We start from the raw sequence: 13,459 nt of genomic DNA on the forward strand, positions 1-13,459 counted from the left end.
CCGGATCCTGATGGATCCGTGGCTGGTCGACCCGTCGTACGACGGCACCTGGTGGCACTTTCCGCCGCTGGCGCTCGGCGCGCGCGATCTGCCGCGCCTGGACTACCTCTACGTCTCGCACGAGCACCCGGACCACTTCGATCCCGCGACCCTGCAGCAGCTCGACAAGAGCGTGCACGTCCTCATCGCCGATTTCCGCAAGAAGCGATTGCGCGACCAGTTCGCGGCGATGGGATTCCGCACCATCACCGAGCTGCCGTTCGACCGCGAGTTTGCCTGCGGCAGCGGCGGCCTGACGGTGCGTCTGATCGCGCCGGATCGGCCGTGGGACGACAGCGCCATCCTGCTCCGCCAGGGCGGGACGACGGTGCTGAACGTCAACGACTGCCATCTCGACGAGGCGACGCTCGGGCGCCTCGGCGCGTCGCACGACATCGACCTCGCCTTCCTCACGTTCACCGGCGCGAGCCAGTACCCGGGGTGCTTCGACTTCCCGCTCGGCAGCAAGATCGAGCGGGCGCGCTGCTCGAAGGAATCGCACCTCGAGGAGTTCGTGCACTGGGCCCGCCTGCTGCGCACCAAGCGCGCGGTGCCGGCGGCGGGCAATCACGCGCTGCTCGCCGAGGACCAGCTCTTCCTCAACACTCCAACGTACGCCAACACGCCCGCCGAGGCGATCGAAGCGCTGCGCGCCGGCGCGCCGGAGATCGAGGGCCTGCAGATGAACCCGGGCGACACCTGGACGCCGGAACGCGGGCACGTGCGCCTCAAGCCGGCGCCGGACTGGTCGCGGCGGATGGAGCTGATCGAGGAGCTGAGCCGCGAGACGCGGGCCCGCGGCGCCGAGTACTTCGCCAGCGAGGCGCCGGCGCCAGCCGATCTCTGGCAGCGTTTCCACGCCTACTTCACCGAGCAACTGACCCGCGCCCCCGAGGCGGCGCCGTCCATCCGCCTCTGCGTCTGGTGGACGGTGACGGGCGAGCACGGCGGCGAATGGTTCATCGACTTCCGCCGCGACGCCGATTGGGTGCAGCAGGGCGTTCCCGACGACTGGAACCTGCACATCACCATCCCCGACAAGCTGGTGTATCGCGGCGTCGCCGGCCTCAGCGTCTGGGATCACATCATCCTCTCCTTCCGCGTCCGCCTGGCCCGGCGGCCGGACCGCTACATGAAGGAATTCTGGACCTGGTTCTGCAAGTTGTGAGTCGGCGATGAGCGACGAGGTGATGAACGTCCTGCTGGTCGCGCTCGAGGGCGCACGCGCCGACCACCTGGGCTGTTACGGCTACGGCCGGGACACGACCCCGTTTCTCGACACGGTCGCTCGCCAGGGGGTGCGCTGCAGCGCCGCGTTCACGACGGCGCCGGCCGTCCTGCCGGCGGCGGCGTCGCTGTTGACCGGGCTCTTTGCCCACGCCCATGGCGCCACCGAGGAGAGCGGCGCGCTGCCGCCCGGCGTGCCGCTGCTGCCGGAGCTGCTGCGCGGCGCCGGCTACCGCACCGCCGCCTTCTCTCCGACGCCAGCGGTGAGCCCGCAGACGGGCCTCGGGCGCGGCTTCGAACGCTTCTATACCGGGCGCGGGCAGGGCCGCCTCGCCGGCACCGCCGCCGACTACGCGCGCCGCGCCAGTGATCGCGTGCTCGGCCGGCGCGACACCGGCGCGCGCCGGACCACGCAGGCGCTGCTCGCCTGGCTCGCCGACGTCGAGGAGCCGTTCGCCGCCTTCGTGCTCTATCGCGAAGCGGCGAGCCCGCTGCCGCCGCCGGCGCCCTACGATCGGATGTTCGGCGACGGCGACGCGACGCCGCGCGCCGCCTGGCACGACGGGGCGCTGCGCTACCTCGATCTGCGGCTGCGCGAGGTCGCCGATGCGCTCGCGGCGGCCGGGCGCTGGGATCGGACCCTGGTGGTCGTCACGGCGACGCACGGGCGGGCGCTCGCGGAGTCGGCGGGGGAGCCGAGCTTCTCGCCGGCGGGCCTCCACGTGCCGCTGCTGCTGCGCGCGCCCGGGCGGGTGCCGCGCGGCTTCGTGGTCGAGGAGACGGCGCAGTTGACCGATGTCGCGCCGACCGTGCTGTCGCTCGCCAACGTCGCGGCGCCCGACGCGCCGATGCAGGGACGCGCGCTGCTGCGCGACGGTGCCGCGACCCCGGGACCGAGCTTCGCCTTTGCCGAGGCGTTCCGGCGCGATCCCGCCGATCTGCGGCGCAAGGCGATTCGCGGTGGCAAGGCGCAGTTCGTCTGGCGGTCGGACGAGGCGAACGCGTTCTACGACGTCGGCCGCGACGGCGAAGGCGGACCGGATCGGCTGGCCGCCGAGGTGACGCGCGCCGACCGCCTGCGGCGGGCGCTGTTCGACTGGCTGGCCTCCTCGGAGCGCTGGAGTCGCGAGCACGGGCTGGGCGGCGCCCGCGGCGCGGCCCCCGATGGAGCGCGCGACGCGTCCGCCGAGTAGGTGGCGTGGCGGGACGGCGGGGGGCGCATGGAAGGCGCTGCCGGGGGGGCGGCGGACGCCGCGACGCGACGATGGGATCCGTGCCTGCTCGGCATCCTGGCGCTCGCCGCGGCGCTCGACATCTGGCACCTGCAGTGGGGTCTGCCGAACGGCGACCACTCGTGGGCGGCGGATGCCATCGGTCCGATCACCGCCCTCGGGGTGGCGCGACGGACGTTCGCCTCGTGGAACTCGGGCTGGTTCTACTTCAAGTATCCGCCCGGGTGGCCGTTCATCCTGGTCGCCGCCTCGCTGCCGTACCTCGGCGTCCTCTACGCGACCGGCGGCTGGCGCCATCCGACGGCCGAGTATCCGTACGGGTTCGCCGATCCCGAGCACGCCTTGTTCGTGCTGTCGATGATCGGGCGGCTGGTCGCGGTCGCCTGCGGCGTCGGCATCACGGCGCTGGCGTACGGCATCGCGGCGCGGCTGTTCGACCGCTCGACGGCGCGCTGGAGCGCGTTCCTCACCGCCACCTCGTATCCGCTCGTCTTCTACGCCCACACCACCAACCTGGACATCTCGTACTGCTTCTGGCTGGTGCTGGCGCTCTACGCCGCGATCCGCGCCGCGGCGAGCGACGGCTGGCGGGCGGCGGCGCTGCTCGGGATCGCGGCGGCGATGGCCCTCTCCACCAAGGAGCAGGGCTTCGCCTGGCTGCTGCCGCTGCCGGTGCTGGTCTGGACCCTGCGCGTCCGCGCCGCCGGCTGGCGGGCGCTGGGCGGGTCGGCCACCTGGGCGATGCTCGGCGCCGGCGCGGCGACCCTGCTCGTCGCCAACAACGCGATCGTCAATCCGATGGGGTTCGTCGGGCGGATCGCCTACCTGCTCGGGCACCCGATCGGCGCCACGCAGGCCCGCCTGGCGCCGGTGGAGTTCGCGCTCTGGAAGGGCGCCAAGGAGTGGGTGTACCTCGACCATCTGCGCCTCGGCATGGACTGCTCGCTCGGCATGCCGCTGCTGCTGCTGGCGGGGTGCGGGATGCTGCTGCTGTGGCGACACCGGCTGGCGGCGGCGTGGCTGCTGCTGCCGGTCGTGCTGCAGTACTACCTGTCGCTGCGCGGCCTCGAGCTGATCACCGTCCGCTACCTGCTGCCGATCACCGTGGTCGCCGGCATCCTGGCGGCGGTCACCCTGGCGCGCCTGCAGGCGCTGGCGCGCGCCAGGTGGGAGCGGGTGGCGGCGACCGTGGTGGCGAGCGCGTTCGCGCTGCTCAGCCTGGCGCGCGCGGTCGAGCTCGATCTGCTGCTGCGCAACGACGCGCGCTACGCGGCGGAGGCGTGGATGGCGTCGCACCTCCCGACCGGCGCGACCGCCGAGGTGTACCAGAAGCCCGCCTTCGTGCCGCGCTTCCGCCACGGGCTGCACGGTCGCTTCGTGCCGATGGACGAGCGCACGATCGCCGGCCTGGCGGCGCGCAACCCGGATGCGATCGTGACCAGCTCCGCCTCGCACAAGAGCATCGACCACGTCTGGACCGCGGACTGGCGCGAGACCCGCAGCCTCCTGGCGCCGCATCCCGCCGCCTCCGAGCTCCTCGCCGCGCTGGAGCAGGAGCGGTTGCCGTATCGCCTCGCCGCGGTCTTCAACCAGCAGCCGCGCCTCGTCCACAATCGCATCACCAGCATCGCGCCGGAGATCCGCATCTATGTCCGCCGGGAATAGCCCGATGACCGCGCCGGCGCCGCCGCCGCCCCTCGTCTGCATCCTGTGCGGCGGCACGCGCACGACGCCGCAGTTCCCCGGCGCCGCGGTCCGGCCGGCGGCGCCGGTCACCGAACGCTATCGCATCACCCACAGCGAGCGGCAGCGGGTGGCGGGGATCGTCCGCTGTCTCGATTGCGGCCTGGTCACGCTGCCGCTCTCCTACGCGCCGGCGACCTCGTACGAGGAGGCGGCCGACCCGTACTACATCGAGCAGGCGCCGCAGCGCATCGCCAATGCGCACCGGCTGTTGTCGCTGCTGCCGGACGGCGGTCGGCTGCTCGAGATCGGCTGCGCCTGCGGCTTCCTCCTGGTGGCGGCGCGCGAGCGCGGCTTCCAGGTGCGCGGCGTCGAGATGTCGGCGTGGGCGTCGCAGCACGCGCGCGCGACCTACGGGCTGGACGTCCACACGGGGACGCTCGAGTCGGCGGCGCTGCCCGCCGGGAGCGTCGACGTGGTGGTGATGGCCGACGTCATCGAGCACCTCTTCGATCCGCCGGCGACCCTGCGCGAGATCCACCGCATCCTCGTCCCCGGCGGCCGGCTGCTGCTCCTGACGCCGGACGTCGGTAGCCTCGTCGCCCGCCTCGCGGGGGCGCGCTGGTGGGGCCTCCTCGACGATCACTACGTGTATTTTTCCCGCCAGACCCTGCGCCGAATGCTGGAGCAGGAAGGGTTCGCGGTCGAGCGCTTCCGCGCCTTCGGCCGCGCGTTCCCGCTGGCGCATTGGGCGTTCAAGCTCGCCCCATACAGCCGAGCCCTGGAGCGGACGGTGTCGCGCGCGTTGCGCGCGCTCGGCGCCGATCGCTTGCAGGTCTCGATCAACCTCGGAGACCAGATGGCATGCGTGGCCCAGAAGAGATGAACGGGACCGTCGTGGAGACGCCGGGAACCGCCCCACGGCCGAAAGTCGTCGTCGTCATGCCCGCGTACAACGCCGGGCGGACGCTGCGCATGACCTACATGGAGCTGCCGCACGAGACCGTGGACATGGTGATCCTGGTCGACGACGGCAGCACCGACGACACCGTCGCCGTCGCGCGCGAGCTCAACCTCAAGCTCTTCCTGCACGACCGCAACTACGGCTACGGCGCCAACCAGAAGACCTGCTACACCGAGGCGCTCAAGGCCGGCGCGGACATCGTGGTGATGGTGCACCCGGACTATCAGTACGATCCGCGCCTCGTGCCGGAGGTCATCCGGCCGATCCAGGATGGCGAGGCGGACGTCGTCCTCGGCTCGCGCCTGAAGAGCGGCTCGGCGCTGTCGGGCGGCATGCCGTGGTGGAAGTACGTCTCCAACCGCTTCCTCACCTGGGTGGAGAACACCGCCTTCGACCTGCACCTCTCGGAGTACCACACCGGCTATCGCGCCTACCGCCGCGAGGTGCTGGAGACGGTGAACTTCCAGCTCAATGCCGACAAGTTCATCTTCGACCAGGAGATCATGGCGCAGATCGTCGAGGCCGGCTTTCGCATTGCCGAGGTGCCGGTGCCGACCCGCTACTTCGCCGAGGCGTCCTCGGCGAGCTTCCTGGCCAGCAGCCGCTACGGCCTCGGCATCCTGTGGCTGGTGATGCGCTACGAGGCGCACCGCCGCGGGTGGATGCGGCAGCGCCAATTCGCCAGCCTGCGCCATCGCTACCGCGAGCTGTCGTGAAGGGACGCGCGTCCGCTGGCGCCTCCGAGGTCGGCCGCGGCGTCGCGGCCATGCCGAAGGGGGACGCGACGCCGCGCGCCGCGGGGCGCGCGGCGCGGGTGACGATGCGGTGGGCGTGGGCCGCGGCGGTCGTGGTCCTGGTCCTGCTCGACGTCACCTTCGATCGCTGGTTCTGGCGCATCCCCAAGTTGACGCCCGCGTCGACCGACCGCGGCTACCAGTTTCTCGTCGATGCCCGGGCGCTGGCGAACACGCCGAAGACGCCGGGCGTTCCGCGCGTCCTGGCGGTGGGCAGCGCCACCGCCGGCGCCTTCGATCCCGCCCAGGTGCGGACGCTGCTCGAGGCCGGCGGCACGCCGGCCGACGTGCACCGCCTGGTCCTGCCCGGCAGCACGCCGTCGGAGCTCCGGCGCTACTTCGCGGCCGACGGCGCGGCGCTCGACCTCGACGTGGTGGTCGTGCTGCTCACCCCACTCGATTTCCGCCAGCCGCGCATCGAGTACGATCGGAAACCACAGGTGCCGGGGGTGTTGCCGCCGGCGGACACGTGGCGCGAGCGCCGGCCGTATGCCGCGACCGCGATGGGCACGCTCGATCGGGCGCTGGCGGCGACCAGCAACCTCTACCGCCATCGCGCCGCGCTGCGCGCCTGCATCGAGGATCACCTGCGCTGGGCCCGGCGCTGGCTCGCCAGCGGTCGGACGGCCGGAGGGTTCGGCTGGTACCCGGACGGCTACGCGCAGCAGCGCTTCGCCGTTCCGCTTCCGGCGGCGGCCGACGGCTTCGCCTACTACATCGATCCGGCATGGGTCGCGCAGCGCGGCCGCGTCACGCTCACCTTCGCCGCCGGCGAGGGGCCGGCGTTGCAGCGGACCGAGAGCGCCGCGGGGTGGTACCGCGTCGCCCTGCCGGCGGGGGGCGGGACGGGCGATCTGCTCTCCGTCAGCGCCGACAGCGCCTGGAGCCCGCGCGCCGCCGGGTACGGCGACGACACGCGGCTGCTGGGCGTTCGTCTGAGCGACGTGCCGGCCGCCGCACCCGCGCGCGACGGATTCCCCGTCCACTATCCGCCGCTGGAGCGTGACGCGCCGGACATGCTGCTGCGCATGGGCGGCGCGAGTGGCGACGAGCTCGAACGGCGCTGGCAGGCGCTGCTCGAGGCCGATACGGAGCTCGGGCGGCGGCTGCGCGCCGACCGCGATGGCGCGATCGCCACGCGGGGCACGGCGGTGCGTGAGGACGGCGAGTACGCCGCGCTCGACGGGCTGCTGGGCGATCTCACGACCCGCGGCGCGCGCGTGGTGCTGATCAACAACCCGGAGAGCGAGCTCCTGCGCGCCCAGTATGCCGACAGTTCCTACTACCGCGGCTACCTCGAATTCCTCTCCCGCCTCGCCGCCCGCACGCCGGGCACGGAGCTGCACGATCTCGGACCGGCGCTGCCGGCGGACGATTTCAACGACTGGCGCCAGGTGACCTACATCGGCGCCATGAAGCTCGGCGCGACCTACGCCGACCTGGTGCGGGACGCCCTGGCGGCCCCGACCTGTCGCTGATGATGCGCCGCTGGAATTCGCCCGCCGCCGAGCCTCGACCGCGTCGCCGGGTGCCGGGCCGCGACGGCGAGCGCTGAGCGTGCGGTCCGCTGTCTCCAGCCCGGCGGCGGCGTCGGGCGCCCCCCTGCGGGTCGGCATGGTCATCGGCCAGCTCTCGACCGGCGGCGCCGAAGGACAACTGCTGGCGCTCTGCGCCGCGCTCGATCCCGCCGTCGCGACCCCGATCGTGTACTGTCTCAGCGCCAGCACCGAGCCCTACGGACCGCTGCTCGAACGCGCCGGCGTCCCGGTGCGCGTCCTCACCGGCCATCCGCTGCGGCGGGCGCGGGCGCTGCGCGCGGCGCTCGCTGCCGATCGCATCGACGTCGTCCACGCCTGGCTGTTCATCGCCGACGCCTACGCCTGGGCGGCGACGCGGTGCGGCGGCCCGCGCCTGGTGACGACGGCGCGCAACTGCAAACGCTCCGGGGGGCTGCTCGATCGCCTCACCCGGCGCGCCTTCGCCGCCAGCGACGCCATCATCGTCAACTCGCGCCAGGTCGGCGACTACATCGCCTCCGTGTACGGCGCGCCGACCGATCGCCTCACCGTGGTCTACAACGCCATCGATCTCGACCGCTTCCAGCCGCCGCCCGCGCCGCGTCCGCGGCAGCCGCCGCGCATCGTGATGGTGGGCCGCCTGGTGCAGCAGAAGAACCCGCGCCTGTTCGTCGCCGCCGCCGCCGCGCTGCGCGCCCGGCGGCCGGACGTGCGCTTCCGCCTGGTGGGCGACGGGCCGCTGCGCGGCGAGGTCGAGGCGGCGGCGCGCGCCGCCGGGCTGGCGGAGGCGCTCGAGATGACCGGCGAGCGGCGCGACGTGCCGGCGCTTCTCCAGGACGCCGACCTCTTCTGGCTGACCTCGGATTGGGAAGGGTTGCCGAACGCGGTGCTGGAGGCGATGGCCTGCGGGCTGCCCGTGGTCGCCACCGATGTCGGCGGCACGTCCGAGCTGGTGGACGCCGGCGTCGAGGGCTACGTGATCGACGCCGGCGACCGCGACGCGCTGGTCGCGCGTTCGCTGGAGATCCTCGCCGACCCGGTTCGCCACGGCCACATGCGGCAGGCGGCGCGCGCCCGGGCGATCCAGTTCAGCCGTGCCGCGATGGCGCGGACGACGCAGGCGGTGTACGCGCGCGCCGTCGGGGGGCGGGCGTGAGCGAGTGGCCCGTGGTGTCGGTGGTGATCCCGATGCGCAACGAAGCGGCGGGCATCGGGACGCTGCTCGACGGCGTGCTGGCGCAGGACTATCCCGCCGATCGCCTCGAGGTCCTGGTGGTCGACGGGGCCTCGACGGACGACTCGGCGGCGGTGGTGCGGGGCTACGCGGCGCGCGATCCGCGCGTGCGCCTGCTGTCCAACCCGCGGCGCATCGTGCCCACCGCGCTCAACATCGCCATCCGCGCCGCGCGCGGCGACATCATCTGCCGCATCGACGGCCACACCCGGGTCGCCCCCGACTACGTGCGGATCGGCGTCGAGACCCTGCGCCGCACCGGCGCCGACAACGTCGGCGGCCGCATGGACGCGGTGGGGGGCGGCTGGTTCGGCGACGCCGTGGCCGACGCCACCGGGTCGCGCTTCGGGGTCGGCGCCTACTTCCACTTCGGCACCAGCGAGCGCGAGGTCGACACCGTCTACCTGGGGATGTGGCCGCGGGCCGTCTTCGAACGGATCGGGCTGTTCGACGAGGAGCTGGTGCGCAATCAGGACGACGAGCTGAACTACCGCCTGCGCAAGGCCGGCGGCCGCATCATCCTCAACCCGGCGATGCGCTCCTGGTACCAGAACCGCCAGGACGTCGCCCACCTGGTGAGCCAGTACTACCAGTACGGGCAGTGGAAGGTGCGGGTGCTGCAGAAGCACCCGAAACAGATGAGTTGGCGGCACTTCGTGCCGCCGGGGTTCGTCGCCGGCATGGCGGCGCTGGCGCTGGCGACGCCGTGGCTGCCGACCGCGGCGCTGCTCGCTCGCCTCGGGGCCGGCGTCTACCTGGCGGTGGTGCTGGTCGCGGCGGCGCAGGCGTCGTGGCGGCGCGGACCGCTGGCGGTGCCGGCCACCGCGCTGGCGTTGATCTGTCTCCACCTGTCCTGGGGCACCGGCTTTCTGCACGGGCTGATTCTGTTTGCCGATCGGTGGCGCCGACCCGAAGCGGGGCCGCCGCGGCTGGAAGATCGCGGCGGCGACGCCGCGCTGTCGACGGCGGAGTAGGGGAACCCGCCGCGGCGTTCGTACGGAGGGAGCAATGAGACTGCGAGAGAAGCTGACGGTCGAGGAGAAGGTCGCGATCGCGCTCGAGCTCATCAAGCGCGAGCGCTCGCTCGACGAGATCCGCGAGCACTACCGGGTCAGCCACACCACGGCGTACAAGCTGCGCAACCAGTTTCTGGAGGGCGGGCGACGGGCGCTCAGCCGTGGCGAGCACGACGGGCGCGATCTCGAAGCGCGGGTGCGCGCGCTCGAGGAGCGCGTCGCCCGCGCCGACGGCGACGCGGCGGGGGACGGGCGCGAGCGCGCGCGGCAACGGGTCACGACGGCATCGGAGATGTGAGGATCATGGCGGATCTGTATCTGATCACGGGCGGCGCCGGTTTCATCGGCTCCAATCTGGCGGACGCGCTGGTGCGCGACGGCGAGCGCGTTCGCATTTTCGACGACTTCTCCAGCGGGCGCATCGAGAACCTGCTGGCGGTGCGCGAGCGCATCGAGATCGTGGAGGGCGACCTGCGCGACTTCGACGCCGTGCGCCGCGCCATGCGCGGCGTCAACTACGTCTCGCACCAGGGGGCGCTGCGCTCGGTGGAGCGCTCGGTCGACGACCCGATGAGCAGCAACGCGGTGAACGTGCAGGGCACGCTCAACGTCCTGCAGGCGGCGCGCGAAGCGGGAGTGACGCGGGTGGCGTACGCGTCCTCGTCGTCCGCCTACGGCGACACCGAGGTGCTGCCGAAGACCGAGGACCTGGCGCCGGCGCCGATCTCGCCCTACGCCGTCTCGAAGCTCGCGGCCGAGCACTACTGCCGCGTCTACAGCCGCCTCTACGGGCTGGAGACGGTGAGCCTGCGCTACTTCAACGTCTTCGGGCCCAAGCAGAGCCCGGAGTCGAAGTACGCGGCGGTGGTGCCGCTGTTCCTGCGCGCCGCCTTCCAGGGCGAGCCGCTCGAGATCCACGGCGACGGGCTGCAGTCGCGCGACTTCACCTACATCGACAACGTCGTGCTGGCGAACCGCCTGGCGATGGCCACGCCGGGCGTCGGTGGGTCGGTGTTCAACGTCGCCTGCGGCTCGCGCCACTCGCTGCTCGACATCGCCGCGATCATCGGTCGCTTCCTCGGCCGCGAGCTGCCGCGCAACCACGTCGCGCCGCGGCGCGGCGACGTTCGCCACACCCAGGCCAGCATCGAGCGCATCACGGCCGCCCTCGGCTTCCAGCCGACCGTCGGCTTCGAGGAGGGCATGCGGCGGACGTTCGAGTGGTTCAAGGGGCAGTGGAAAGGGTCCCCGTCAGCCGAGCGCTGACGACGGCGGCCGCCTGAATTGACTCCCGCCATGGGTGCCGTTAGGGTCGCCGCTTCACCAGCGGCGAGGATCCCGTGAGCGTACTGGTCAACAAGCACACCCGCGTCCTGACGCAGGGCATCACCGGCGCGACCGGCCAGTTCCACACCAAGGCGTGCAAGGAGTACGGCACGCAGATGGTGGCCGGCGTGACCCCCGGCAAGGGCGGCACCGCGTTCGAGGGCATCCCGATCTTCGACACGGTGGCGCAGGCGGTGTCCGCGACCGGCGCCAACGCGTCGGTGATCTACGTCCCGCCGCCGTTCGCCGCCGACGCCATCATGGAAGCGGCCGACGCCGGCATTCCGCTCGTCATCTGCATCACCGAGGGCATCCCGGTGCTCGACATGATGCGGGTGAAGCGCTTCCTCGAGGGCCGGCCGACGCGGTTGATCGGGCCCAACTGCCCCGGCATCATCACCCCCGGCGAGTGCAAGATCGGCATCATGCCGGGGTACATCCACACCCCCGGACGGGTCGGCGTCGTGTCGCGCAGCGGCACCCTGACCTACGAGGCGGTGCACCAGTTGACCCAGGCCGGGCATGGCCAGTCGACGTGCATCGGCATCGGCGGCGACCCGATCAACGGCACCAATTTCGTCGACGCGTTGCGCCTGTTCCAGGACGATCCGGACACCGACGCGGTCATCGTCATCGGCGAGATCGGCGGCGCCGCCGAGGAGTCGGCGGCCGAGTTCATCCGCGACCACATGGACAAACCGGTGGTCGCGTTCGTCGCCGGCCAGACGGCGCCGCCGGGGCGTCGCATGGGCCACGCCGGCGCCATCATCGCCGGCGGCCGCGGCACCGCCGCCGACAAGATCGCCAGCTTCGAGGCCGCCGGCGTGCGCGTGGCGCGCAACCCGGCGGAGATGGGCGCGACGATGGTCGCGCTGCTCGCGGAACGGAAGGGATCATGAAGGAACGCACCCTCGCCATCGTCAAGCCCGACGCCGTCGCCAAGCACTGCATCGGCGCCATCCTGTCCCGCGCCGAGGGCGCCGGGCTGCGCATCGTCGCCGGCAAGCTGATCCGCCTGAGCCGGGAGGACGCCGGCCGCTTCTACATCGTCCACCGGGAGCGCCCCTTCTACGGCGACCTCTGCGAGTTCATGTCGTCGGGGTCGGTGTTCGTCGCCGCGCTCGAGGGCGAGGGCGCGATCGCCAAGTGGCGCGAGCTGATGGGCGCCACCGATCCCGCCAAGGCGGCGGCCGGGACGGTGCGCAAGGACTTCGGCACCAACGTGGAGCGCAACGCCTCGCATGGCTCGGACGGCCCCGACACCGCGCGCTGGGAGATCGGCTTCTTCTTCGGCGAGCTCGAGCTGCGCGCCGACTGAGTCGACCGGGCTCGCGCCGCTGACCCCGGCGGCGCTGCGCGCCTGGCTGCGCTCGGCGCGCCAGCCCGCCTATCGCGCCGAGCAGATCCTGCGCTGGGCCTACCAGCGCGGCGTCGAGTCGTTCGACGCCATGACCGACCTCGCGGCGCCCCTGCGCGCCGCCCTGGCGGAGGCGTTCGCGCTGCCGGCGTTGATGCCGGTGGAGGTGGCGCGCGCCGCCGATCACACCCGCAAGCTGCTCTTCGCGCTGGAGGCGGGGCGCGCCGTCGAGTCGGTGATCATTCCCGACCCGCCGCGCCTCACCGCCTGCATCTCGTCGCAGGCCGGCTGCGCCATGGGGTGCGCCTTCTGCGCCACCGCCCGGCTCGGCCTGCAGCGCCACCTGACGGCGGCCGAGATCGCCGGCCAACTGGTCGCCGTGCGCGCCGCCCTCGATCCCGGCGAGCGGCTGTCGAACGTCGTCTTCATGGGCATGGGCGAGCCGCTGGCGAACTACGACAACGTGGTCGCCGCGATCGAGATCCTCACCGCGCCATGGGGCTTCGGGCTGTCCGGGCGCCGCATCACGGTGTCCACGGTCGGACTGCTGCCGCAACTGCAACAGGTGGTGCGCGAGACGCCGGTGAGCATCGCGGTGTCGCTCACCGCCACCACCGACGCGCTGCGCGACCAGCTCATGCCGGTCAACCGGCGCTACCCGCTGCGCCAGCTCTTCGACACCTGCCGCGCGCTGCCGATCGCGCAGCGCCGTCGCATCACCTTCGAGTACGTGATGCTCGCCGGCGTCAACGACGCGCTCGCCGACGCCGCCCGCCTGGTCGGCTTGCTGCACGGCATCCGCTCGAAGGTGAATCTCATCCCCTTCAATCCCTTCCCCGGCGCGCCCTACGCGCCCCCGCCCGCCGCGGTCGTCGACCGCTTCAAGCACCGCCTCCTCGCGTCCAACATCCCCGCCTCCGTCCGCGCCACGCGCGGCCGCGACATCCAGGCCGCCTGCGGCCAGCTCGCCGCGACCCGGCAGGGGTTGCTCGCCGGCTGACGCCGCCCGCGCGCCCCCGGGGCTCGCCGGGGTCCGATCGCATCCCGGGCGCGATGCCGCGGCGCCTGGC

General features: G+C 72.7%; 13 protein-coding genes. All 13 read left to right on the forward strand.

Annotation, left to right across the window (positions count from 1 at the left end; translation table 11 throughout):
* The first annotated feature begins 10 nt into the window (after positions 1–10).
* The 13 genes from KF840_21850 (at position 11) to rlmN (ending at position 13,389) form a co-directional block, all read left to right on the forward strand.
* Positions 11–1,207, forward strand: a complete 1,197-nt coding sequence (locus tag KF840_21850) for an MBL fold metallo-hydrolase (GenBank protein ID MBX3027550.1) — start codon at positions 11–13, stop codon at positions 1,205–1,207.
* A gap of 7 nt (positions 1,208–1,214) precedes the next feature.
* A complete protein-coding gene (locus KF840_21855; protein ID MBX3027551.1) occupies positions 1,215–2,459 on the forward strand; it encodes a sulfatase in 1,245 nt (414 codons plus the stop codon).
* A 27-nt stretch (positions 2,460–2,486) separates the two neighbouring features.
* On the forward strand, positions 2,487–4,163 hold the full coding sequence (locus KF840_21860) for a glycosyltransferase family 39 protein (protein MBX3027552.1): 1,677 nt from the start codon (positions 2,487–2,489) through the stop codon (positions 4,161–4,163).
* 4 nt (positions 4,164–4,167) lie between these two features.
* On the forward strand, positions 4,168–5,067 hold the full coding sequence (locus KF840_21865; GenBank protein ID MBX3027553.1) for a class I SAM-dependent methyltransferase: 900 nt from the start codon (positions 4,168–4,170) through the stop codon (positions 5,065–5,067).
* Positions 5,064–5,861, forward strand: coding sequence for a glycosyltransferase family 2 protein (locus tag KF840_21870; protein ID MBX3027554.1), 798 nt, complete (start codon positions 5,064–5,066; stop codon positions 5,859–5,861). The genes KF840_21865 and KF840_21870 overlap by 4 nt, the downstream gene beginning before the upstream one ends.
* Positions 5,858–7,417 (forward strand): hypothetical protein, encoded by a 1,560-nt coding sequence (locus tag KF840_21875; protein MBX3027555.1) that lies wholly within the window; start codon positions 5,858–5,860, stop codon positions 7,415–7,417. Before KF840_21870 ends, KF840_21875 begins: the two co-directional genes overlap by 4 nt.
* A gap of 79 nt (positions 7,418–7,496) precedes the next feature.
* Entirely contained in the window at positions 7,497–8,612 is a 1,116-nt protein-coding gene (locus KF840_21880; GenBank protein ID MBX3027556.1) for a glycosyltransferase, read from the forward strand.
* Complete coding sequence (locus KF840_21885; GenBank protein ID MBX3027557.1) at positions 8,609–9,664, forward strand: glycosyltransferase family 2 protein; 1,056 nt, start codon at positions 8,609–8,611, stop codon at positions 9,662–9,664. The genes KF840_21880 and KF840_21885 overlap by 4 nt, the downstream gene beginning before the upstream one ends.
* Before the next feature lie 34 nt (positions 9,665–9,698).
* The gene (locus tag KF840_21890) at positions 9,699–10,004 is read left to right on the forward strand and encodes a helix-turn-helix domain-containing protein (GenBank protein ID MBX3027558.1); all 306 of its coding nucleotides are present in this window, start codon (positions 9,699–9,701) and stop codon (positions 10,002–10,004) included.
* A gap of 5 nt (positions 10,005–10,009) precedes the next feature.
* Entirely contained in the window at positions 10,010–10,972 is a 963-nt protein-coding gene (locus KF840_21895; protein MBX3027559.1) for an SDR family oxidoreductase, read from the forward strand.
* 74 nt (positions 10,973–11,046) lie between these two features.
* Positions 11,047–11,931, forward strand: a complete 885-nt coding sequence (gene sucD / locus KF840_21900; protein ID MBX3027560.1) for a succinate--CoA ligase subunit alpha — start codon at positions 11,047–11,049, stop codon at positions 11,929–11,931.
* Positions 11,925–12,350 (forward strand): nucleoside-diphosphate kinase, encoded by a 426-nt coding sequence (gene ndk / locus KF840_21905; GenBank protein ID MBX3027561.1) that lies wholly within the window; start codon positions 11,925–11,927, stop codon positions 12,348–12,350. Before sucD ends, ndk begins: the two co-directional genes overlap by 7 nt.
* Positions 12,274–13,389 carry a 23S rRNA (adenine(2503)-C(2))-methyltransferase RlmN gene (rlmN, locus tag KF840_21910; protein MBX3027562.1) on the forward strand — a complete coding sequence of 372 codons (1,116 nt, stop codon included), beginning with the start codon at positions 12,274–12,276 and terminating at the stop codon, positions 13,387–13,389. The genes ndk and rlmN overlap by 77 nt, the downstream gene beginning before the upstream one ends.
* Positions 13,390–13,459: the final 70 nt, after the last annotated feature.

It is taken from the genome of bacterium, assembly GCA_019637795.1.
In the GTDB taxonomy this organism is placed as follows: Bacteria; Desulfobacterota; Binatia; order HRBIN30; family CADEER01; genus JAHBUY01.

What these genes read in the sequence shown, in the direction of transcription:
- KF840_21890 (MBX3027558.1), top strand. Translation starts at nt 9,699, where the DNA reads ATGAGACTGCGAGAGAAGCTGACGGTCGAGGAGAAGGTCGCGATCGCG.
- rlmN (MBX3027562.1), top strand. Translation starts at nt 12,274, where the DNA reads ATGGCTCGGACGGCCCCGACACCGCGCGCTGGGAGATCGGCTTCTTCT.
- KF840_21850 (MBX3027550.1), top strand. Translation starts at nt 11, where the DNA reads ATGGATCCGTGGCTGGTCGACCCGTCGTACGACGGCACCTGGTGGCAC.
- KF840_21865 (MBX3027553.1), top strand. Translation starts at nt 4,168, where the DNA reads ATGACCGCGCCGGCGCCGCCGCCGCCCCTCGTCTGCATCCTGTGCGGC.
- KF840_21870 (MBX3027554.1), top strand. Translation starts at nt 5,064, where the DNA reads ATGAACGGGACCGTCGTGGAGACGCCGGGAACCGCCCCACGGCCGAAA.
- KF840_21895 (MBX3027559.1), top strand. Translation starts at nt 10,010, where the DNA reads ATGGCGGATCTGTATCTGATCACGGGCGGCGCCGGTTTCATCGGCTCC.
- KF840_21860 (MBX3027552.1), top strand. Translation starts at nt 2,487, where the DNA reads ATGGAAGGCGCTGCCGGGGGGGCGGCGGACGCCGCGACGCGACGATGG.
- KF840_21855 (MBX3027551.1), top strand. Translation starts at nt 1,215, where the DNA reads ATGAGCGACGAGGTGATGAACGTCCTGCTGGTCGCGCTCGAGGGCGCA.